This is a genomic window from Roseovarius tibetensis (assembly GCF_050896375.1).
GTDB classification, from domain to species: Bacteria; Pseudomonadota; Alphaproteobacteria; order Rhodobacterales; family Rhodobacteraceae; genus Roseovarius; species Roseovarius tibetensis.
Genome location: NZ_JBPBBB010000010.1, coordinates 1 through 19,063, shown reverse-complemented (window position 1 = coordinate 19,063; position 19,063 = coordinate 1). Strand labels below are relative to the sequence as shown.

At 65.2% G+C, this 19,063-nt stretch carries 19 protein-coding genes and 1 tRNA gene; 12 read left to right on the top strand and 8 right to left on the bottom strand.

Going from position 1 to position 19,063, the window contains the following annotated elements; all coding sequences use genetic code 11:
• Window positions 1-5: 5 nt before the first annotated feature.
• The 7 genes from ACROSR_RS08770 (at window position 6) to ACROSR_RS08740 (ending at window position 7,223) form a co-directional block, all read left to right on the top strand.
• Window positions 6-1,844 (top strand): DUF294 nucleotidyltransferase-like domain-containing protein, encoded by a 1,839-nt coding sequence (locus tag ACROSR_RS08770; protein WP_432684111.1) that lies wholly within the window; start codon window positions 6-8, stop codon window positions 1,842-1,844.
• A gap of 3 nt (window positions 1,845-1,847) precedes the next feature.
• Window positions 1,848-2,354, top strand: coding sequence for a hypothetical protein (locus ACROSR_RS08765; RefSeq protein ID WP_432684109.1), 507 nt, complete (start codon window positions 1,848-1,850; stop codon window positions 2,352-2,354).
• Between the two features lie 34 nt (window positions 2,355-2,388).
• Entirely contained in the window at window positions 2,389-2,772 is a 384-nt protein-coding gene (locus tag ACROSR_RS08760) for a response regulator transcription factor (protein ID WP_432684107.1), read from the top strand.
• Window positions 2,765-4,831 carry a 3'-5' exonuclease gene (locus tag ACROSR_RS08755; protein WP_432684105.1) on the top strand — a complete coding sequence of 689 codons (2,067 nt, stop codon included), beginning with the start codon at window positions 2,765-2,767 and terminating at the stop codon, window positions 4,829-4,831. Before ACROSR_RS08760 ends, ACROSR_RS08755 begins: the two co-directional genes overlap by 8 nt.
• A 34-nt stretch (window positions 4,832-4,865) precedes the next feature.
• A tRNA-Gly gene (locus ACROSR_RS08750) sits at window positions 4,866-4,939 on the top strand.
• Window positions 4,940-5,025: 86 nt separating this feature from the next.
• Window positions 5,026-6,822 (top strand): ABC transporter transmembrane domain-containing protein, encoded by a 1,797-nt coding sequence (locus tag ACROSR_RS08745; protein WP_432684103.1) that lies wholly within the window; start codon window positions 5,026-5,028, stop codon window positions 6,820-6,822.
• 89 nt (window positions 6,823-6,911) lie between these two features.
• Window positions 6,912-7,223, top strand: a complete 312-nt coding sequence (locus ACROSR_RS08740; protein WP_432684101.1) for an ETC complex I subunit — start codon at window positions 6,912-6,914, stop codon at window positions 7,221-7,223.
• A 132-nt stretch (window positions 7,224-7,355) separates the two neighbouring features.
• Here the strand turns inward: ACROSR_RS08740 and ACROSR_RS08735 are convergent, their stop codons facing one another.
• The 3 genes from ACROSR_RS08735 to ACROSR_RS08725 all read right to left on the bottom strand — a co-directional run bounded on the left by ACROSR_RS08735 (window position 7,356) and on the right by ACROSR_RS08725 (window position 11,307).
• On the bottom strand, window positions 7,356-8,834 hold the full coding sequence (locus ACROSR_RS08735) for a heme biosynthesis protein HemY (RefSeq protein ID WP_432684099.1): 1,479 nt from the start codon (window positions 8,832-8,834) through the stop codon (window positions 7,356-7,358).
• Between the two features lie 19 nt (window positions 8,835-8,853).
• A complete protein-coding gene (locus ACROSR_RS08730) occupies window positions 8,854-10,404 on the bottom strand; it encodes a COG4223 family protein (protein WP_432684097.1) in 1,551 nt (516 codons plus the stop codon).
• Window positions 10,405-10,572: 168 nt separating this feature from the next.
• Window positions 10,573-11,307, bottom strand: a complete 735-nt coding sequence (locus ACROSR_RS08725; protein WP_432684095.1) for a uroporphyrinogen-III synthase — start codon at window positions 11,305-11,307, stop codon at window positions 10,573-10,575.
• Between the two features lie 75 nt (window positions 11,308-11,382).
• Here ACROSR_RS08725 and tsaD point away from each other — a divergent pair, with 75 nt between their 5' ends.
• Genes tsaD through ACROSR_RS08705 form a run of 4 tightly spaced genes read left to right on the top strand, consistent with a single transcriptional unit; the run spans window position 11,383 to window position 14,121 of the window.
• Window positions 11,383-12,480: a tRNA (adenosine(37)-N6)-threonylcarbamoyltransferase complex transferase subunit TsaD gene (tsaD, locus tag ACROSR_RS08720; RefSeq protein ID WP_432684093.1), complete on the top strand. Its 1,098-nt coding sequence runs from the start codon at window positions 11,383-11,385 to the stop codon at window positions 12,478-12,480.
• On the top strand, window positions 12,477-13,433 hold the full coding sequence (locus ACROSR_RS08715) for an NAD(P)H-dependent glycerol-3-phosphate dehydrogenase (RefSeq protein WP_432684091.1): 957 nt from the start codon (window positions 12,477-12,479) through the stop codon (window positions 13,431-13,433). The genes tsaD and ACROSR_RS08715 overlap by 4 nt, the downstream gene beginning before the upstream one ends.
• Window positions 13,433-13,702 carry a YciI family protein gene (locus ACROSR_RS08710; RefSeq protein WP_432684089.1) on the top strand — a complete coding sequence of 90 codons (270 nt, stop codon included), beginning with the start codon at window positions 13,433-13,435 and terminating at the stop codon, window positions 13,700-13,702. Before ACROSR_RS08715 ends, ACROSR_RS08710 begins: the two co-directional genes overlap by 1 nt.
• Complete coding sequence (locus ACROSR_RS08705) at window positions 13,702-14,121, top strand: EVE domain-containing protein (RefSeq protein WP_432684087.1); 420 nt, start codon at window positions 13,702-13,704, stop codon at window positions 14,119-14,121. Before ACROSR_RS08710 ends, ACROSR_RS08705 begins: the two co-directional genes overlap by 1 nt.
• A gap of 327 nt (window positions 14,122-14,448) precedes the next feature.
• On the opposite strand, the gene ACROSR_RS08700 is transcribed toward ACROSR_RS08705, so the two are convergent.
• The 4 genes from ACROSR_RS08700 to ectA are packed head-to-tail and all read right to left on the bottom strand — an operon-like array spanning window position 14,449 to window position 18,192.
• The gene (locus ACROSR_RS08700) at window positions 14,449-15,885 is read right to left on the bottom strand and encodes an aspartate kinase (protein ID WP_432684085.1); all 1,437 of its coding nucleotides are present in this window, start codon (window positions 15,883-15,885) and stop codon (window positions 14,449-14,451) included.
• A 33-nt stretch (window positions 15,886-15,918) separates the two neighbouring features.
• Window positions 15,919-16,311 (bottom strand): ectoine synthase, encoded by a 393-nt coding sequence (locus ACROSR_RS08695; protein WP_432684083.1) that lies wholly within the window; start codon window positions 16,309-16,311, stop codon window positions 15,919-15,921.
• A 4-nt stretch (window positions 16,312-16,315) separates the two neighbouring features.
• A complete protein-coding gene (ectB, locus tag ACROSR_RS08690) occupies window positions 16,316-17,608 on the bottom strand; it encodes a diaminobutyrate--2-oxoglutarate transaminase (RefSeq protein WP_432684081.1) in 1,293 nt (430 codons plus the stop codon).
• Between the two features lie 53 nt (window positions 17,609-17,661).
• Complete coding sequence (gene ectA, locus ACROSR_RS08685) at window positions 17,662-18,192, bottom strand: diaminobutyrate acetyltransferase (protein WP_432684079.1); 531 nt, start codon at window positions 18,190-18,192, stop codon at window positions 17,662-17,664.
• Window positions 18,193-18,426: 234 nt separating this feature from the next.
• Between ectA and ACROSR_RS08680 the strand changes: the two genes are divergently transcribed.
• Window positions 18,427-18,903 carry a MarR family winged helix-turn-helix transcriptional regulator gene (locus tag ACROSR_RS08680; protein ID WP_432684320.1) on the top strand — a complete coding sequence of 159 codons (477 nt, stop codon included), beginning with the start codon at window positions 18,427-18,429 and terminating at the stop codon, window positions 18,901-18,903.
• A gap of 74 nt (window positions 18,904-18,977) precedes the next feature.
• Here the strand turns inward: ACROSR_RS08680 and ACROSR_RS08675 are convergent.
• Window positions 18,978-19,063: adenosylhomocysteinase (locus ACROSR_RS08675; protein WP_432684318.1), on the bottom strand; the 86-nt coding region annotated here is incomplete at its 5' end.

Genomic DNA, 19,063 nt, shown 5'->3' with positions numbered 1-19,063 from the left:
CCGGCATGCACGACACGGACCCCGCCCTGATCGAGACCCTGTGCCGCTTTGCGCCGTTCGATGACCTGTCCGAGGATCTGCGCGCGCGGATCGCCCCGGACCTGATCCGCGTCGAGGTCGCGGCGGACGAGACGCTGTTGTCCAAGGGGGACACGCTCGACGGGCTATACGTGATCGAGAGCGGGGGCTTCGACATGCAGGCCGGCACGCAGGACCTCGTGGCGCATCGCGGCCCCGGCGAGATCATGGGCGAGCGTGGCCTGCTGCGCGACGGGACCGCGCAACTGAACATCCAATCGACCGAGGCGTCGCGCCTGATCCTGATCCCCAAGGCGCATTTCGATGCGCTGATGACGCGCTGCGATACCGTGGCACGCTGGTTCGAGCGCGCCCGCCCCACCGATCCAGCCGATCCCGGACCCTATGCGACCGGGCTGACCGCGTTGCAGGTGTCCGACCTGATGGCGAAGACGCCCGTCACCTGCGCACCGGACGCCACGATTTCAGAGGTCGCGCGGCTGATGCGCCATCACGTCATATCCTCTGTCGTGGTGATGCAGGACGACTATCTTGCCGGGATCATCACCGTGCATGACCTGAGCAACCGGGTACTGGCCGAGGATCTGGACGGCACGATCACGGTGGCCCAGGTCATGACCCCCGATCCGGTGACCATCGCGCCCGATCGCCTTGGCCTCGACGCGCTGATGAAGCTGGCCGAGCTTGGCGTCAATCACCTGCCCGTCGAACGTGGCGGCCGCGTTGTGGGGATGATCGGCAAGACCGATCTTTTCCGGCAACAGGCCGCCACCGCCAGCCACATGGTCGCCGATATCGCAAGTGCGGCGTCGGCGCAGGACATGGCGCATGTGATGGAACGGGTGCCCGGCCTTCTGGCGCAGCTTGTACAGGCGGGCGTCAAGCCCGGCTCGATCACCCGGCGGATCACCGATATCACCGACGCGATCACCCGCCGTCTTCTGACGCTGGCCGAGGAAAAGCTCGGGCCGCCGCCGGTTCCGTATCTCTGGGCCGCCTGCGGCAGCCAGGGCCGGCGCGAGCAGACCGGCGTCAGCGATCAGGACAACTGCCTGATCCTCGACGATTCCTTCACACCCGAGCATGATGCCTATTTCGCCGAGCTGGCGAAATACGTCAGCGACGGTCTGGACGTGTGCGGGTTCTTCTACTGTCCCGGCGACATGATGGCGACCAACCCGCGCTGGCGACAGCCGCGCCGCGTGTGGCGCGAGTATTTCGCCCGCTGGATCCGACAGCCCGACAACGAGGCGCAGATGCTGGCCTCGGTCATGTTCGACCTGCGCGCCATTTCGGGCGAGACTGCCTTGTTCGAGAACCTGCAGGAAGAGGTGCTGGCAAAGGCCAGAAAGAACTCGATCTTCGTGGCGCACATGATCTCGAACTCGCTCAAGCATACCGTGCCGCTGGGGTTCTTTCGCGGGTTCTCGCTGATCCGGTCGGGCGAAAACCGCAACACCATCGACCTCAAGGCGTCCGGTGTGGTGCCGATTGTCGATCTCGGGCGCATCTATGCGCTTTTGGGATCGTTGGCCGCCTCGGGCACACGCGAGCGGATTGAGGGCGCGCGCGATGCCGGGGTGATCTCGGAAAGCGGGGCGCATGATCTTCTGGACGCCTATGACCTGATCGCCGAGACGCGGCTGCGCCACCAGGCAGGGCAGGTCGCCCGCGGCGAGGCGCCGAACAATTTCATGAACCCCGCCGAAATGTCGGATCTGGAACGCAATCACTTGCGCGACGCCTTCATGGTGGTCAAGACGATGCAATCGGCCATCGGGCAATCCAGAGGGGCACGCGAGTAGATCATGTTTTTCGAGCTTGTCGCGACAATCGCCGCAGGGATGGCGGCCGCCGGTCTGGCACTCATCGCCGGGCATCTCAGCGGCGGGCGTCTGCCGCGCTGGTTCATACCGGTGGCCGCGGGGGCGGCGATGCTGGGCTACGCCATCTGGTCGGAATACACATGGGCCGCGCGCACGGTCGAGGGGTTGCCGGACGGCGTGGAGGTGCTGACGACAGTCGAGGAGACGCGGTTCTGGAAGCCCTGGACCTATGTCGTGCCACAGACCACCCGGCTCATGGCGCTGGACCGCGAGGGGGTGCTGAGAAACCCCGATGCAACCGGTATCCTGCTGGCGGATGTCTATCTTTTCGCGCGCTGGACGCCGCCTGCGAAGCGCCCGCAGCTTGTCGATTGCAAGGCCGGCGCGCGGGCCGATGTCAGCAGCGCGGCACTTGCCGATCCGGACCAGGCCACATGGAGGAGTGTGGACGCGGACGACCCGCTGATGGAGGCGCTGTGCCAGTCATGAGGCAGGCAGGCATGACCGGGAGAGGAGGCCCGCAATGTCGCAAAAGACCGTTCTGCTCGTCGAGGACGAGGATAACATCGCGCTTGCGCTCACCCATCTGATCGGGCGGGCCGGCTACACGCTGCGCCGCGAGGCGACGGGCAATGCCGCGCTTGACGCGCTGCGCGACGAGCGGCCCGATCTCGTGGTGCTCGACGTGATGCTGCCCGAACGCTCAGGGTATGAAATCTGCGAGATCATCCGCCGCGATCCCGACCTTGCGGGGATCAAGGTCCTGATGATCACCGCCGGGGGAGGCGATGTGGAACGCCGCAAGGGGCTGGCCGTGGGCGCGGACGCCTTCATGACAAAACCGTTCGCGACCGCCGATCTGACCGCGCGGATCACCGAATTGCTGGGAGAGGACGGCGATGATTGACCGGCTGACCGAACGTCTCGGGTTGCGCCTGCGGTTTGCCTTGTTCTTCGCGGCGCTCGGGCTTGGCGGGTCGGCCCTGATTGTCGCGGGGCTCTGGGTCGGTCATGCCCGTGCCGGCGGGGATCTGGACGGCTACGTGATCGCGGGGGTGCTGGCAGGGGCCGGTGTGCTGGGCCTGTCCGTCTGGATCGGGCTTCTCTTCGACGAGAATGTCGCAAAGCCGATCCTCAGCCTTGCTTCGGATCTGACCACGCGCGCCCGCGCCGATGTTGACCTGGAGATTGACGAGAGCGAGGCCAGGCATCTCAGCAGTCTTGCGCCCGCCGCCAACGCGATCAACGATGCATTGTCCGAGGCGCGCGCCGCCCGCCAACGCGCCGTCGAGCGTGAGACCGCCCGCATCGCCCGCGAAAAGGCGCTGTTCGAGGCGCTGTTTCGCGATCTGGGAGAGGGCGCGGTGGTGGCCACGCCCGACAATCGCGTGATGCTTTATAACCGCATGGCGCAGGATCTGCTGGGCGATATCGGGCTGGACCGGCCGCTTTCCGCCTTTCTGCGGCCCGAGCCGATCATGGACGCGCTGTCGCGCATGCAAAAGGCCCGCGTGCGCGGCGAGGTCACCGCCGAGACGTTTCTGGCGGCTTCGGCGGATGGCACCCGGTTTCTTCTGGGGCGCGTCAGCCCGATCCTGTCGGACGAGGAACTGTCAGGCCATGTCCTGATCTTTCAGGACGCGACCGAGGATCTCAGCGCGCATGCCCGGCATGATCACCTGTTCATGACCTTGATGGAGGGGGTTCGCCGCCCCGCCGGCACCATCGGCGCGCTGCTGGATCTCATGCAATCGGACGAGGATCTGCCGGCCGAGACGCAGGCGCAGGTCCGCCGGGGCATCGAGGACGAGGTCGCACGGCTGTTTGCCTGTCTCGACGAGATGGGCGAACGGCACGCGGCGATCAAGTCGCGCCGCTGGCCGATGTCGCCGGTGGCCGCCGCCCATATCTTTGACGGGATCCGGGCCGGGGCCGACACGCCGCTCGACACACCCCGCAGCGAGGCGATGCTCAGTTGCGACGGCTTTGCGATCACCACGCTTCTGGCGTCCATGGTGGCGCATCTCGTTCAGGACGGCACCCGCGAGGCGCTGACACTCGAGGCCGAAGAGGATGGCGCGGAGACACGGTTGATCCTGGGCTGGCAGGGCGAACCGGTGACCGACGGGCAACTGACAGACTGGCTCCAGCGGCCGCTTTCTTCCGCCTATGGCGAGTATTCCGGGCGGGATGCACTCAGCGCGCATCAGACCGACCTGTGGTCCGAGCCGCACGATGACGGCTACAGGATCGTGCTGCCGCTCGCCTCTGCCTCGCCGCGTCTGGCGCCCTGTGACGCGCGCCCCGAGTTCTACGATTTCAATCTGCCCGACGCGCCCGACGGCGATCTTGCCGACACGCCGCTGTCGGATCTCAGCTTTGTCGTGTTCGACACCGAGACAACCGGTCTGTCGCCGCGCGGCGGCGACGAGATCGTGCAGATCGCCGGGCTGCGGATCGTCAACGGGCGCATCCTGCACGGCGAGACCTTCGACACGCTGGTCGATCCCGGCCGATCCATTCCCGCCGCCTCGACCCGTGTTCATCATATCAGCGAGGATATGGTCGAGGGTGCGCCGGACATCGCCGAGGCCGGCAAACGCTTTCATGCCTTCTGTCAGGGCGCGGTTCTGGTGGCGCATAACGCGCCGTTTGACCTCGCCTTTCTGCGGCTCAAGGAAGAGGCGATCGGACGGCGTTTCGACAATCCGGTGCTGTGTACCGTTCTGATGTCGGCGGGGCTGTTCGATCATAGCGGGCAACACACGCTTGATGCGCTGTGCGACCGGTTTGGCGTGCACATCCCCCCCGAGGCGCGTCATACCGCCATGGGCGACGCGGTGGCCACCGCCGAGGTCTTCATCCGCATGCTGCACCTGCTGGAGGCAAAGGGCGTCACCACCCTGGGCGGGGCCATCGCCGAAGAAGGGCGCATGACCAGAATTCGCAAGGCGCAGGACTATTGACCCGACCCGCATGCTCGACTAACACCGATGCCACGCGGGCGTTGTGTAATGGTAAGACCTCAGCCTTCCAAGCTGATGATACGGGTTCGATTCCCGTCGCCCGCTCCATTCCCCCAGATGCGACCCGACCGCCCCTTGACCCCGGCGCGTGCGCCCGACAAGACAGGGTGCGAAACGAGAAGGGACGCTGAACCATGGCGCAACAGCCCGAGGCCGGGGCCGATACACTGGATCGAGACAAATCGAAACGGGTCGGGGCGCTGGCCGAATTGTGGCCGTTCATGCGGCCCTATCGCGCGCTATTGATCGCGGCGATCTCGGCGCTGGTGCTGACGGCGGCGGTGGCGCTTGTGCTGCCGCTGGCGGTGCGGCGCGTGGTGGACAATTTCGGGATCGAGGACGGCGCGCTTCTGGATCGCTACTTTGGCGCGGCGCTGCTTATCGCGGGGCTTCTGGCGCTTGGAACGGGGCTTCGCTATCTTTTGGTGACCCGTCTGGGCGAACGCGTGGTGGCCGACATCCGCAAGGCTGTCTTCGACCGCGTGATCGGTATGAGCCCGGCGTTTTTCGAGCGCCTGATGACCGGCGAGGTGCTGAGCCGTATCACCACCGACACGACGTTGATCCTGTCGGTCATCGGCTCTTCGGTGTCCATCGCGCTGCGCAACCTTCTGTTGTTCATGGGGGGCATCGTCCTGATGCTGCTGACTTCGCCCAAGCTGACCGGGCTGGTGTTGTTGATCGTGCCGCTGGTGATCGTGCCGATCCTGGTCCTCGGGCGGCGCATGCGCGTGCTCAGCCGCGAGAACCAGGACTGGATCGCCAACAGTTCCGGCAACGCGTCCGAGGCGCTTTTGTCCGTGCAGACCGTGCAGGCCTTTACCCATGAGCATGAAAGCCGCGCGCAGTTCGCCGATGTGACCGAGGCAAGCTATGACGCCGCGCGCCGCCGTGTGAACACGCGTGCGGCGATGACGGTGATCGTGATCTTCCTGGTCTTTACCGGCATCGTGGGCGTGCTTTGGATCGGTGCGCGCGACGTGCGCGCGGGTGACATGACGCCTGGCAGCCTGGTGCAATTCGTGATCTACGCGGTGATGGTCGCCGGTGCCGTCGCCGCCCTGTCGGAGATCTGGGGCGAGTTGCAGCGCGCGGCCGGCGCGACCGAGCGGCTGGTCGACCTGTTGCAGGCGGACGATCCGGTGACGGACCCGGCAAACCCCCGTCCCGTGCCGCGCCCCGTCAAGGGCGAGATCGTGTTCGATGCTGTGCGCTTTGCCTATCCCGCCCGCCCGGAGACGCCGGCGCTGGACGATGTGTCGCTGACCATCCGGCCGGGCGAGACCGTGGCGCTGGTGGGGCCGTCGGGGGCGGGAAAAACGTCGGTGATGCAGCTTATCCAGCGCTTCTACGATCCCGACGCGGGGCGTATCACGCTGGATGGCGTGACGCTGTCCGAGATGGCGCGGCACGATTTCCGCCGCGAGTTTGCGCTTGTGCCGCAGGACCCGGTGATCTTTGCCGCCTCGGCACGCGACAATATCCGCTTTGGCCGTCTCGACGCCAGCGGCCCCGAGATCGAGGCGGCTGCGCGCGCCGCCAATGCGCATCAGTTCATCACCGCGCTGCCGCAGGGGTACGACACCTATGTGGGCGAGCGCGGCGTCATGCTGTCGGGCGGACAGAAACAGCGCATCGCCATTGCCCGCGCGATCCTGCGCGACGCGCCGGTGCTGCTCTTGGACGAGGCGACATCGGCGCTGGATGCCGAAAGCGAACGCGCGGTACAGTCGGCGGTCGAGGCGATGGCGCGCACGCGCACCACGATCATCGTGGCGCACCGTCTGGCCACCGTGAAAAAGGCCGACCGTATCGTGGTGCTGGACGCGGGGCGCATCGTGGCGCAAGGAACCCATGACAGCCTTGTCGCCGAGAACGGCCTTTACGCCCGTCTGGCCCGGCTGCAGTTCACCGATGGCGAGGCCGCCTGAGCGCGGCCATTCGTCCAGCGTGCTTTCGTCCCTTGCCCCGGTGACGGGGATTTGGGATAGTCCTGCAACACATGCCTACGGAGAAAGCCATGCCCGCACGCATCTACAAACCCGCCCGCGCCGCGACCCAATCCGGCTATGCCGGGACCGATCACTGGGTGCTGGAATTCGTGTCGGAAACCCGGCGCGAGGTCGATCCGCTGATGGGATGGACCTCTAACAACGACACGCAGGCGCAGGTTCGGTTGCGTTTCCCGACGAAAGAGGCCGCACTGGACTATGCGCGCGATCACCGCATCGACGCCGTGGTCCAAGAGCCGCACAAGCGCAAGCCGAATATCCGGCCGGGCGGCTATGCAGAGAATTTCTCGCCCAATCGCCGCCAGACCTGGACGCACTGAGCGCCGGTTCGGTTGGCAAGGCATCGTCGCCCGCCACGTCATCCCGACAATAGAAAAAACCGGGCCCCGCAAGAGGCCCGGTTTTCTTGATGTGTACCGTGTCTGTCATGCCGCGTTGCGCCACGCACGCGATCAGGGGCGAGTGGTGTCTCCGGCGTCTTTCTCGCTATCGCCATTCTCGACGACCTCGGCATCGAGCACATCGTCGTCTCCGGTGTCGGTCGTCTTGTCCTCGATCGCGCCGACGATCAGCGGCAGCATCTCCAGGCCGCTTGGCGTGCCCAAAGAGGATTTCGGCGGTTCCCGCCAGCTAAGCGAATCGAACGCGCCACAATTGTCGCATGTCGGGGTCCAGTCGGCATGGATGTGCTGGCACGAATCGCAGACCCATTGCGGCCCGCGCGGCGCGCTGAGCGCGCGCGCCAGCCAGCCCTTGACGATTGCGTCGGATGACCCCTCGCCGCGTTCGATCGCGGCCATAATGGTCAGCGCACGGGCATCGGGTTCGACCTCGGCCATGTCGCCAAGCGCGCGCCGTGCTGCCGGGAAATCCTCGGCGGCGAGGTTAAGCTCGGCCTTCAGCAGCCGCGTCTCGCGCGCGTCGGGATGCAGCTTCAACAGTTTTGCAAAGCGCTTGAGGCGTTTGGACGGTGTTTCATCGGGTTCGATTTCGGCGAATACCGCGGCGAGATCGGGATGCGGGCGCGCCTGCCATGCCTTGACGATCACCCGGATCGCGTTGCGCTTGCTGCCCTGTTCAATGTAGCTGCGCGCGGCCATGACCGCTGCGGGGATCAGGTCGGGCGACTTTCGATTGGCCTCGATCGCTGCTTCCCGCGCCTCGATGCCCTTGCCCTCGTCGATGACGTCGCGCGCCTCTGACAGGGCCAACACCGCGTCGCGCCGCTTGTGCAGATCCCGCGGCATGCTGCCGTATTTCAGCTTGGCGTTCAGCGTCGTGCGGGCGCCCTTCCAGTCGTGCTGCCCGGCCTGCAACTTCAACAGGGTATCCTGCACCTCGGTATGGCGGGGACGCAAAGAGAACGCGGTCTGCGCAAGCTTGAGCGCGGTTTCCGTCTCGCCGTTGGCCAGCTTTTGACGCAACATCCCGCGCACGCCGACAAACCGCGTCTTCTCGTTGTTGAGAAGACGCTTGTACACCTCTGTCGCCTTGGCGCGATCGCCCTTCAATTCCGCGCCCTGCGCAGTGATCAGGTTGGTCAGGGCGGGCTTGTGCAGGTACTTGTCGGCCTTGGTCGCCTTGGCGATCGCCACGTCCCCGTCGCCCTCAGCCAGCGCGAGCATCCCTTCGCTGAGCGCGCGATATCCCTTTTCCTGACGATTGCGGTCGAAATGGCGTGACAGGGCCGTTTCATCGCCGTTGACGAATTTCAGCGTCGCGACCAGCAGCGCCGCAAGCTTCATGAACAGCCATATCACCAGCATCAGCAGCCCCAACGCGATGACCGCCTTGATCGGCGTGAGATTGATCTCGATCCCCGCCATGACGATGCGCACGCCGCCCTCGATCTCCAGCAGGTAACTCGCGGCATAGGTCGCCGCGGCCACAAGGGCGATGAACAGGACTATCTTTATAATCGACCAAAGCATTGGGATCGCCTTTTCTGATTCAATTCAAGGTGTCGGCCAGCGCATCGGCGGCGGACAGGGCCTCTTGACGTTGTTCGGCGCGCGCGACCCAGTCATCGAGCGCGGTGCGGGCCTCTTCGGGCAGGGTCTCTATCTCGGTCAGGGCATCGCCGATCCGGGCGTCACGCAGCGCGGCCTCGGCACGCGACAGGATGGCGTCCGGGTCGTTGCCTTCGCGCGGCACCAGCGACCGCATGCCAAGCTGCTCTCGGAAGAAGTCACCGATTTCGACGGCGCCCAGCCCGTCCGTCGTGTCGCGCACGTTCGACAGGGCGGCCCGCGCGGCGTCGGGGAAACTCTCGATCAGGTCGGGTCGCGTGGGCACGCCGGTCTCGGCGGTATCGGCAAGCGCCGTGGGCACCTCGACGCCGGTTTCGCGCAGATCGGCAAGCGCGTCCGGAAACGGGCTGCCGGTGTCGATCGCGGTCATCACACGTGACAGCGCCGCTTGCTGCAACGTGGCACGCGCGCTGTCGCGCGCGGCGGCCTCCTCGGCCTCTGCCGCGTCGCGCAGTGCCGCGATCTCGTCGGCCTGGGTTTCAAGCGTGTCGCGCAGCGCCGCGATTTCGTCGCCCTGCGCGGACATGTCCGAGCGCTGCGTCTCGATGTTCGACAGTTGCGATTCGATCTGCGATCGCTGCGCTTCGATTGCGTCGCGTTGTGCCTCCATGTCGGCGCGTTGCGCTTCGACACGGGCGCGCAGATCCTCGATCTCGCTGGACGAGACCTCGCTGTCATCGGATGTCGGCACGGCGCGGTTCTCGACGGCGGTCAGGCGGTTGCCAAGCGTGCCGATCCGCCCCTCAATGTCACCGACCTGTCCCACGACGTCCGAAAGCTGTGCCTCGACGTCCGAGATCCGGCCCGTGATGTCGCCGATCCGCCCGTCGATACCGTTCAGCGTTTCGGACAGGCTGGACACCTCGTCGCTGAGGTCGGGGGGCGGTGCGGGCCGGTCCATCGCCGACCGGATGTCGCCCGCAAGATCGTCGAGCCGGGTCTGCACCTCGTCAAGCTGTTCCTGTTGCGCGGACAGTTGCGCCTCGACCTGGTCTGCCGTGTCCTCTTGTTGTGGCGACAGAAACGCCTGCAGCCGGCCCTCGAGTACATCTGACGACAGGATATAGGGTGACGCGACCACCCCGATGCTGGCGGCAATGGCCCCGCCGAACAGCATCGACCAGAAGCCGCCTTGCCGGATCGTGACCTGTTCGGGCCTTTTGGTGTCCGGCGCGGGGCTGTCCTGGGGCGCGGCCTCTTGGGGTGCGGTGTCCTGTGTGGACCCGGCGGCATCCGCGGGATCCGGCGTGCTGGTGGTCTGCCCGGCGCTTTCCGGCTCGTGCGCGTCGGACTGGGACGCGTCGGAGCGGGTCTCGGCCGGGTCCGCCGTGTCGGGCCCCGGTGCCGGTGCGGCTGCGCCTTCGGCGGAGATGCCGGGTGTGTCGTCCGATGTGTCCGTCGGCGGGGTCAGTGCCGCCGGGTTCGTCGGGGCCGAGACCTTGGCCGGATCATGCGCGTAGGGCCCGGTCATGGGGGCGTCGCCCTGGGGGGCGGGCATGTCTGTTGCGTCGTTTTCGGGTGTGGATGCGGGCCCGGAGCCATCACGCCGTGTCGTGCCTTGACCGTTGCCGGGTTTCTTTTTTCTCGTCACGTTCTGCCACCCTTTCGAATCTCGCCGCTCTGATCTGTCAAGAAGACCTTACTGCGCTCGTTTCTTACCCTCAAGCTGCTTGGCAGTTTTCACCATATCCCGCAACAGATTGCGAATGGCATCTGCATCGGGTGACGCCGCGATCCGCAACATGTGCGCCGCGCCTTGCGGCACCGTTCGCGCGGTGTTCTGGCTGATCGCGGCGATCAACAGCGGGGATTTGGGCCGTCCGGCCTGCGCAAAGAACAGCGCGCCGCTGCGCGGCGACATCAGCGGCAGGATCACCGGGTCCGTCCCGGCGAGGACCGCCTGCGCCGTATCGTCCAAGGGCCGGGTCTGCTGGTCATAGACGATCGCCTCGGTGCTGTCATGCCCGGCGGCACGCAGCGCGCCGGCGATATCCGCCGCGACATGCGCGCCGCGCAGGTGCAGGAACGGCGCGCGTGCCCCGTCATCCGCGATGCGCTGCAGCAGCGCGCGCGCATCGCCGCCACAGGTGATGGCCTCCAGTCCTGCCATCCGCGCGGCATGTGCCGTCGCCTCGCCCACGGCATAGCAGGGCAGATCGCGCCGCTCGGTCAGACGACAAAACCCCGCCACACCGTGCCGCGAGGTGAAGATCAGCGTCTCGTCGCCCCCGAGCGGGGGCAGCGCGCCGGTCCAGCGGATATGCATCAGCGGGGCGGTCAGCACGTCGACCCCGGCCCCGTGATCGGCGCGCAGCGTCGCCGCAAAGCGGCCCGCCTCCGGCTCTGGTCGGGTGATCAGGATCGTGATGGTCATGCCTCATCCAGAGTTGTTGGCCCGAGGTATCAGTGGTACCCATGTTGGATCTTCCACGCAATCTTGCCGGGCGCGATGACCAAGCCGCTGATCTTCCTTGGCCTCGAAAGCAGCTGCGACGACACGGCGGCGGCGCTGGTGCGCGTTGCGCCGGATGGATTGCCTGAGATCCTCGCCTCGGTGGTCTACGATCAGGCGGCATTGCATGCCGATTTCGGCGGCGTCGTGCCCGAGATCGCGGCACGCGCGCATGCCGAAAAGCTCGACATCTGTGTGCATGAGGCGTTGCTGCTGGCGACGTTGACCCTGCGCGATGTGGATGCCGTGGCTGTCACCGCCGGGCCGGGGCTGATCGGCGGGGTGATGTCCGGGGTGATGTGCGCCAAGGGGATCGCGGCCGGTGCCGGGCTGGACCTGGTCGGTGTCAACCACCTGGCCGGGCATGCGCTGACGCCGCGGCTGACCGACCGGGTGGCCTACCCGTACCTGATGCTGCTGGTCTCGGGCGGACATTGCCAGTTCCTGATCGTGCGCGGGCCGGACGATTTCAGCCGTCTGGGCGGCACCATCGACGACGCCCCCGGCGAGGCGTTCGACAAGGTCGCGCGCCTTCTGGGGCTGGCACAACCCGGCGGCCCCGCGGTGGAACGCGAGGCGGCAAGGGGCGATGCCGCGCGTCTGCGTCTGCCGCGCCCGCTGCTGGATCGGCCCGGCTGCGACATGTCATTCTCCGGTCTGAAGACCGCCGTCCTGCGGGCGCGCGATCGGATTGTGGCGGAAAAATCCGGGTTGACGCGGCGTGACCGTGCGGATCTTTGCGCGGCGTTCCAGGCGGCGGTCTGTGACGTGCTGGCCGAAAAGACCCGGCGCGCGCTGGCGCTATACATGGCCGAGGCGCCCGACTGTCCGGTGATCGCCGTGGCCGGCGGCGTCGCGGCCAACGGCCCGATCCGGGCCGCGCTGCGCGGCGTGGCCGAGGACGCGGGCGCGCGCTTTCTTGCGCCGCCGCTTGAGCTGTGCACCGACAACGCGGCGATGATCGCCTATGCGGGGGCCGAATTGCACGGCATCGGGCGCCGCGATGACATGGGCCTTGTGGCCCGGCCCCGCTGGCCGCTGGACCGGTCCGGTCCGGGCATGCTGGGTGGCGGCCGGAAAGGTGCCAAGGCATGACGCTGATCTGCGGGGCAGGGGCATTCGGGACCGCGCTTGCGGTGACACTGGCGCAGACCGGCCCCGTCACCCTTTGGGCGCGCGACCCCGACCACGCGGCAGAGATGCGTGGGACGCGCCGCAACGCCCGCCGACTGCCGGACATTCCCTTGCCAGAGGCCGTCACGGTGATCTCGGGCGAGGTTCCAAACGGCGACGCACCGTGCCTTCTGGCCGTGCCCATGCAAAGGCTGGGCGGTTTTCTGACCGACCATCACGCGGCGCTTGATGCGCGCCCGTTGGTGGCCTGCTGCAAGGGCATGGATCTGGACACCGGTCTTGGCCCGACCGGCATGATCGCGCAAAATTGTGTGCAGGCCATCCCGGCGATCCTGACCGGTCCCAGCTTTGCGCGCGACATCGCCCTTGGCCTGCCGACGGCGCTGACGCTGGCCTGCCGCAACGCCGAGACGGGCAGGGCGCTGCAATCGGCGCTGACCACGCCCACGCTGCGGCTGTATCGCACCAGCGACACCATCGGCGCCGAACTGGGTGGCGCGCTCAAGAACGTGATTGCCATCGGGTGCGGTGCGGTGATGGGCGCGGGCTTGGGCGAAAGCGCGCGCGCCGCGCTGATGACCCGCGGCTATGCCGAGATGGACCGGTTCGCCCGCGCCCTTGGCGCGCAGTCCGACACGCTGGCGGGGTTGTCGGGCTTTGGCGACCTGGTGCTGACCTGCACGAGCGGACAGTCGCGCAACACGCGCTACGGTCGCAGCTTGGGGTCGGGCGAGGCGTTCGACACATCGATCACCGTCGAAGGGGCGGCGACCGCGCGCGCCGTGGCGCAGCGCGCCCGAACGCTCGACCTGGACATGCCGATCACCGGCGCCGTCACCGCGCTGGTTGCGGGCGAATTGCGCGTGGCGCAGGTGGTGGATATGCTGCTGTCACGACCATTGAAGGAAGAATGATGCTGATTGCCCTGATTGCCCGCGACAAACCCGGTGCCCTGCAAACCCGGATGGACACCCGCGACGCCCATGTTGCGTACCTGAAAGACACCGGCGTGGTCAGCCAGGCCGGGCCGCTGCTGAACGAGGCCGGCGAGATGATCGGATCGCTGGTGATCCTTGACGTGGCCGACATGGACGCCGCGCGGGACTGGGCCGACGGCGATCCCTACGCGAAGGCGGGGCTGTTCGAAGAGGTCGAGCTGATCCCGTGGAAGAAGGTCATCTGATGCGCTATTGGCTGTTCAAGTCCGAGCCGTCGGACTGGTCCTGGCAGGATCAGCTGGACAAAGGCGACGCGGGCGAGGAATGGGACGGTGTACGCAATTATCAGGCCCGCAACGTCATGCGCGAGATGTCCGTGGGCGACCGCGGCTTTTTCTACCATTCGCAAAAGGAGAAGGCCGTTGTCGGCATTGTCGAGGTTATAGCGCCGGCACATCCCGACAGCACGACTGACGATCCCCGATGGGACTGTGTTGATGTCCGGGCTGTGCAAAGTCTGAAACGCCCCGTGACGCTGGACGCGATCAAGGCCGATCCGCGTCTTGCCGGGATGGCGCTGGTAAAGCAGCCGCGCCTGTCGGTGCAACCCGTCACCGAAGCCGAATGGCGCATCATCTGCGACTTGGCAGATGGAACGACGTGACCGGCTGGCTGCTGCCGTGATCTGGTCAGATCCCTGTGCCGTCACGACACGTTGGCGCATACCCCAATGCAAACCCAAACGGAGGATGCCGGGCAGACTGCCGACACCCTCCGTCCCCCACGTGCTCCCTACGCACCACACGTGTAACTTGATAAGGTCTCGGCCATCCTAGCCTGAACAAGATCATCATACGCAAGACACGCTATTTCGCCAAACGCATATTACCGCGCATTTGCCGCAAACCCGATTGATCCGGGACGCCAGACGCGATGACGCGTGTCCCAGGCCAGCACGGTCATGCATGGCCAAGATCGGGGATCTGCGCGATCAGGCGGCCTTTTGCGGCGCGTCGACTGCCTTGCCCTCGATCAGGACGCGGTGCAGCGCGGTGATCCCGGCCTCCATGTCCTTGGCACCGACGAGGAATTGCACATCCACGCTGCGCGGAGTCTGGTGCGCGGCAATCACCTCGATCCCGGCCTCTTCCAGCGCCGCAAGACCGCGTCCCAGAACCTTCAGGCCGGTCAGATCCCGTCCTACAGGCGATACCAGCGACATGGTGCGTGCCGAAACCTCGGAGGACGCGTAGAGCGCCTCGAGATCCTTGGCGACGCGGCGCACCGTCTTGAGCGAGGCATGCACGTAATGCGTGATCGTGTTGGCATTCGACGATTTGGACACGATCCAGACATTGTGCCGCTTCAGCGCGTCCAGAATGGCGGCATCGTAGCCTTTGACGCCGACCATGTCCTGTTCAAACAGCTCCAGCGCGACGACCTTGAGACCCGTGACGATCTCGACGCCGGGGGTGTCGGCAGGCTGATCGTCGATCAGCGTGCCGGGATCGCGCGGCTCGAACGCGTTGGTGACGCGCAACGGCACCTCGGCCTGGCGCAGGGTCTTGGCGGCCTTGGGATGGATCGCCTCCATCCCGAGATTGGACAGCTGATCGGCAACATCGTAGTTGGTATGCCCGATCTTGCGCACCGCGTCCTCGCCGACAAGCTTCGGATCGGCCGATGACAGGTGGAATTCCTTGTGAATGATCGCCTCGGCGGCTTGGGTCTGGGCCGCGATATTGGCGAAGGTGACCTCGGAATACCCGCGGTCGAATTCGCGCATCAGTCCTTCGGTGCATTGCGCGTAACCGGTGACAATCGGCAATTCGGTTGCGAAATCGACGTCCGACAATCCGCTCGCGATACGCTCTTGCAAGGTGTGGTCGCTTTCGTCGCGCCAGCCGCTGAGATCGACGAACCGCGCATTGACGCCCGCACGTTGCAACAGCAGCGTGGTGACAAAGGCCGAATGCGCCTCGCCCAGACCTGACAGCAGTTCGCGCGTGACCAGCATGTGATCGCCCAGCCGGAAATGCCCATAGGAACACAGGCGTTGCAGATCGAACAGGCATGATCGCGCGCCCTCGATCCGTTCACGGACGAATTCGTCGGCCATGTTGCGATCACCCGCATGTTCGAGGATCTCGCCATGCGTCTCGCGCATCGCGCGGGACACATCCGTCAGCGCGTCGAGCCAGCCATGATCGTCGTCGTCATTGGCAAATCGACCGTAAACCCCTGGCGTGCCGGATTTCTTGTGCTCCAGCAGCAGATCGGTGACGCCACCAAAGGCCGAAACGACGAAGATCCGCTTGTACAGCGCGTCACCTTCGCGATCGCCGATGAACAGCGTATCGACCAATTCGCCGACGCGGCTCATCGACGTGCCGCCGATCTTTTCGACGGTGTGATCTTTAAGTGTCATATACCCTTTCCGGGACCAGCGCCCGGATCCTTGTCAACTGTCGGCCAGCGCGTAAGAGCCGTCTTCCTGATGCACCTCGTTGCCGGTGACCGGCGGGTTGAAGCAACAGGCCATCACCAGCTCTTCGTCGGCGCGCAGGATGTGACGATCATGCTTGTCGAGTGCGTACATCACGCCGGGCTTGATCTCGTGGGTCTCACCCGTCGCGATATCGGTGATCGAGCCCGAACCCTGCATGCAATACACGCTCTCGAAGTGGTTCTTGTACTCGAACGTATGCTCCGAGCCGGGCTCGAGGAAGGTGATGTGGAACGAGAACCCCATCCCGTCATCGGCCAGCAGCATCCGCACGCTGGACCACTGCGCGTCCGATACGACGCGCTCGCGCTCTTCGGTGACAAGTTTGTTGAAATCTCTTACGATCATGGTCTTACTCCGCTGCAACCTTGGTGGTGTCGGTCACGTCTTTCACAGCGTCAACCAGGATGTCGAGACCCTTCTGGAACATTTCGTCCGGCGTGGTCAGGGGGGCGAGAACCTTGACCACTTCGTCATCGGCGCCCGACGTCTCGATGATCAGACCCTTTTCGAAGGCCCGCGCACAAATCTTTTCCGCCAGATCGCCCGAGCCGACATCGACCCCGCGCATCATGCCACGCCCTTTCAGGCGTGCGCCCGGGACCAGCTCGACGATCCGTTTCAGCGCAACTTCGAGAACCTCAGCCTTGGCATGGATGGATTTCTGGAACGTGTCATTCGTCCAGAACTTTTCCAGCGCGACGCGGGCCGTGACAAAGGCATGCGTGTTGCCGCGGAAAGTGCCGTTATGCTCGGCCGGCTTCCAGATGTCGTGCTCCGGCTTGATGAGCAGTGCCGCAAAGGGCAGGCCCATGCCGGAAAAGCTTTTCGCCATGGGAATGAAATCAGGCTCGATCCCCATCTCCTCGAAGCTGAAGAACGTCCCCGTGCGACCGCAGCCCGCCTGAATGTCGTCAACGATCAGCATCGCGCCATGTTCCTTGGCCAGCTTGGCCACGCCCTGCATGAATTCGGTCGAGGCGGCGTTCAGCCCGCCTTCGCCCTGCACGGGCTCGATGATGAAGGCCGCCGGCGCATCCATGCCGCTGGACGAATTGCCAAGCATTTCGCGGATGATCCGCAGGCTGTCCATGTCGGGCCCGAACGCATGCTCGTAGGGCATGTGGGTGGTGCCGCAGAGTGGCCCGCTGCCCGCGCCCTGGCGCTTGCCGGAATTGCCGGTGCAGGACAGCGCACCCATGGTCATGCCATGAAAGCCGTTGGTGAAGGCGACGATGTTCTTGCGTCCGGTCACCTTGCGCGCCAGCTTCATCGCGGCCTCGACCGCGTTGGTCCCGGTCGGGCCGGTCATCATCACCTTGTAGTCCATGTTGCGCGGCGTCAGGATGATGTCCTCGAAGGCGCGCAGGAACGCGGCTTTGGCGCCGCTGTGCATGTCAAGGCCGTGTGCGATGCCATCCTCGGTGATGTGTTCGATCAGGGCCTGTTTCATGTCCGGGTCGTTATGCCCGTAATTCAGGGTCGAACATCCGGCGAGAAAGTCGATATACGTCTTGCCCTCCGAATCGGTCAGCTCCGATCCCTGCGCCTTGACGAAAGACACAGGGAAGCTGCGGCAGTAGCTGCGCGCCTCGGATTCGCGGCGCGTGTAAACGGACAGGTCGGCTGACGTTTGGGTCGACATGACGATTTCCTTCAAATGATTGATGTGGGGGCGAAGGGCAGGACCTTTCGGGATCAGGCCGCCGTCTTCGCGCGCTCCATCATGGTTATTGTTACCATATGTTCGGTGTCGTGCATATCGTTGAAATGCTCCGACTTCGAGAAGTAGGGCTCGCTCGACAGCTCGCCGTCGGCGGCATCGCTGAATTTGCGGAACAGCGCCCAGCTGGCCGCGTTGTCGCGGGTGATCGTCGTCTGCAGGCGTGTGACATCGGCGCAGTTGTCCCGCTCGAGCAGTCCCTGCAGCATCAATGTGCCCAATCCGGTGCCGCGCGCGGCTTCCGAGACGGCCACCTGCCAGACGAAGAAGGTCTGCGGGTCGTCCGGCAGGACATAGCCCGATACCCAGCCCACGATCTCGCCATCGAGTTCGCCGACGATGCATGTGTCACTGAAATGATCGCACTGGATCAGGTTGCAGTACATGGAATTCTCGTCCAGCGGCTTGCACGCCTGTATCAGCTCCCAGATCGCCGGGCCATCCTCTGCAGTCGGCTTGCGCAGGGACGGCATGGCCTTGTGAAACATTTCCATCGCGTGTTGCATGGGTCTTGCCCTCTTCATTTGCTTCGACTAAGTAAATATACGACGCGATATGCGAAATCAACATTTGATGCGAAAATGCCGTGAAAATCGTAGAGAGGCGAAATTTCCTTTATTCTCATTGCGATTATGCTGTATGCATTTAGTTAGACAAAGGATCGGTCGGGTGATGGAGGATAGAGCATGAAACTGAGTGACAGCTTCGCGACCATCGGGTCAATGGCGGATGGGGTCCATATGGATCGCACGGACCAAAGCCTCATCGCGCTGCGCCGTATCCTGCGCGCCACGGAAATCTACGGGCGCAAACTTGCCAACGCGGCGGGGCTGACGGCCGTGCAATTCCGGGTATTGCAGATCGTGGCCGAGCGGGGCAGTTGCACCGCGACCGAGATTGCCCACAAGATGCGTGTGTCGCAGGCGACGGTCACGTCCCTGGTGGACAAGCTGGTAAAGCATGGGGTCGTCACGCGCGAAAAGTCACAGACTGACCGGCGACAGATTCATATCATCATCTCCAAGGCCGGGCGCGATATCGTCACCCATGCCCCGGATGCGCTGCAACAACGCTACGTCCGCAAGTTCGAGGCGCTTGCGGATTGGGAACAGGCGCAACTCGTGGCCTCGCTGGAGCGTGTGGCGACGATGCTGGACGCGGCGGATATCGACGCGGCACCCGTTCTGGATACCGGCGATCTGCGCAGCATGTCCTGAGGGACCGAAGACACCAGACTTGACGACGCCCGCCAGCCACCGGCCAGCGGGCGCATCAGAGCACCGACCCGCGATCAGTACCGGTACTGATCGGGTTTGAAGGGGCCTTCGGGTTTGACGCCGATATAGGCGGCCTGGTCGGGGGCGAGTTCGGTCAGGC

What these genes read in the sequence shown, in the direction of transcription:
- ACROSR_RS08770 (WP_432684111.1), top strand. Translation starts at nt 6, where the DNA reads ATGCACGACACGGACCCCGCCCTGATCGAGACCCTGTGCCGCTTTGCG.
- ACROSR_RS08765 (WP_432684109.1), top strand. Translation starts at nt 1,848, where the DNA reads ATGTTTTTCGAGCTTGTCGCGACAATCGCCGCAGGGATGGCGGCCGCC.
- ACROSR_RS08760 (WP_432684107.1), top strand. Translation starts at nt 2,389, where the DNA reads ATGTCGCAAAAGACCGTTCTGCTCGTCGAGGACGAGGATAACATCGCG.
- ACROSR_RS08755 (WP_432684105.1), top strand. Translation starts at nt 2,765, where the DNA reads ATGATTGACCGGCTGACCGAACGTCTCGGGTTGCGCCTGCGGTTTGCC.
- ACROSR_RS08745 (WP_432684103.1), top strand. Translation starts at nt 5,026, where the DNA reads ATGGCGCAACAGCCCGAGGCCGGGGCCGATACACTGGATCGAGACAAA.
- ACROSR_RS08740 (WP_432684101.1), top strand. Translation starts at nt 6,912, where the DNA reads ATGCCCGCACGCATCTACAAACCCGCCCGCGCCGCGACCCAATCCGGC.
- ACROSR_RS08735 (WP_432684099.1), bottom strand. Translation starts at nt 8,834, where the DNA reads ATGCTTTGGTCGATTATAAAGATAGTCCTGTTCATCGCCCTTGTGGCC.
- ACROSR_RS08730 (WP_432684097.1), bottom strand. Translation starts at nt 10,404, where the DNA reads ATGACCGGGCCCTACGCGCATGATCCGGCCAAGGTCTCGGCCCCGACG.
- ACROSR_RS08725 (WP_432684095.1), bottom strand. Translation starts at nt 11,307, where the DNA reads ATGACCATCACGATCCTGATCACCCGACCAGAGCCGGAGGCGGGCCGC.
- tsaD (WP_432684093.1), top strand. Translation starts at nt 11,383, where the DNA reads ATGACCAAGCCGCTGATCTTCCTTGGCCTCGAAAGCAGCTGCGACGAC.
- ACROSR_RS08715 (WP_432684091.1), top strand. Translation starts at nt 12,477, where the DNA reads ATGACGCTGATCTGCGGGGCAGGGGCATTCGGGACCGCGCTTGCGGTG.
- ACROSR_RS08710 (WP_432684089.1), top strand. Translation starts at nt 13,433, where the DNA reads ATGCTGATTGCCCTGATTGCCCGCGACAAACCCGGTGCCCTGCAAACC.
- ACROSR_RS08705 (WP_432684087.1), top strand. Translation starts at nt 13,702, where the DNA reads ATGCGCTATTGGCTGTTCAAGTCCGAGCCGTCGGACTGGTCCTGGCAG.
- ACROSR_RS08700 (WP_432684085.1), bottom strand. Translation starts at nt 15,885, where the DNA reads ATGACACTTAAAGATCACACCGTCGAAAAGATCGGCGGCACGTCGATG.
- ACROSR_RS08695 (WP_432684083.1), bottom strand. Translation starts at nt 16,311, where the DNA reads ATGATCGTAAGAGATTTCAACAAACTTGTCACCGAAGAGCGCGAGCGC.
- ectB (WP_432684081.1), bottom strand. Translation starts at nt 17,608, where the DNA reads ATGTCGACCCAAACGTCAGCCGACCTGTCCGTTTACACGCGCCGCGAA.
- ectA (WP_432684079.1), bottom strand. Translation starts at nt 18,192, where the DNA reads ATGCAACACGCGATGGAAATGTTTCACAAGGCCATGCCGTCCCTGCGC.
- ACROSR_RS08680 (WP_432684320.1), top strand. Translation starts at nt 18,427, where the DNA reads ATGGATCGCACGGACCAAAGCCTCATCGCGCTGCGCCGTATCCTGCGC.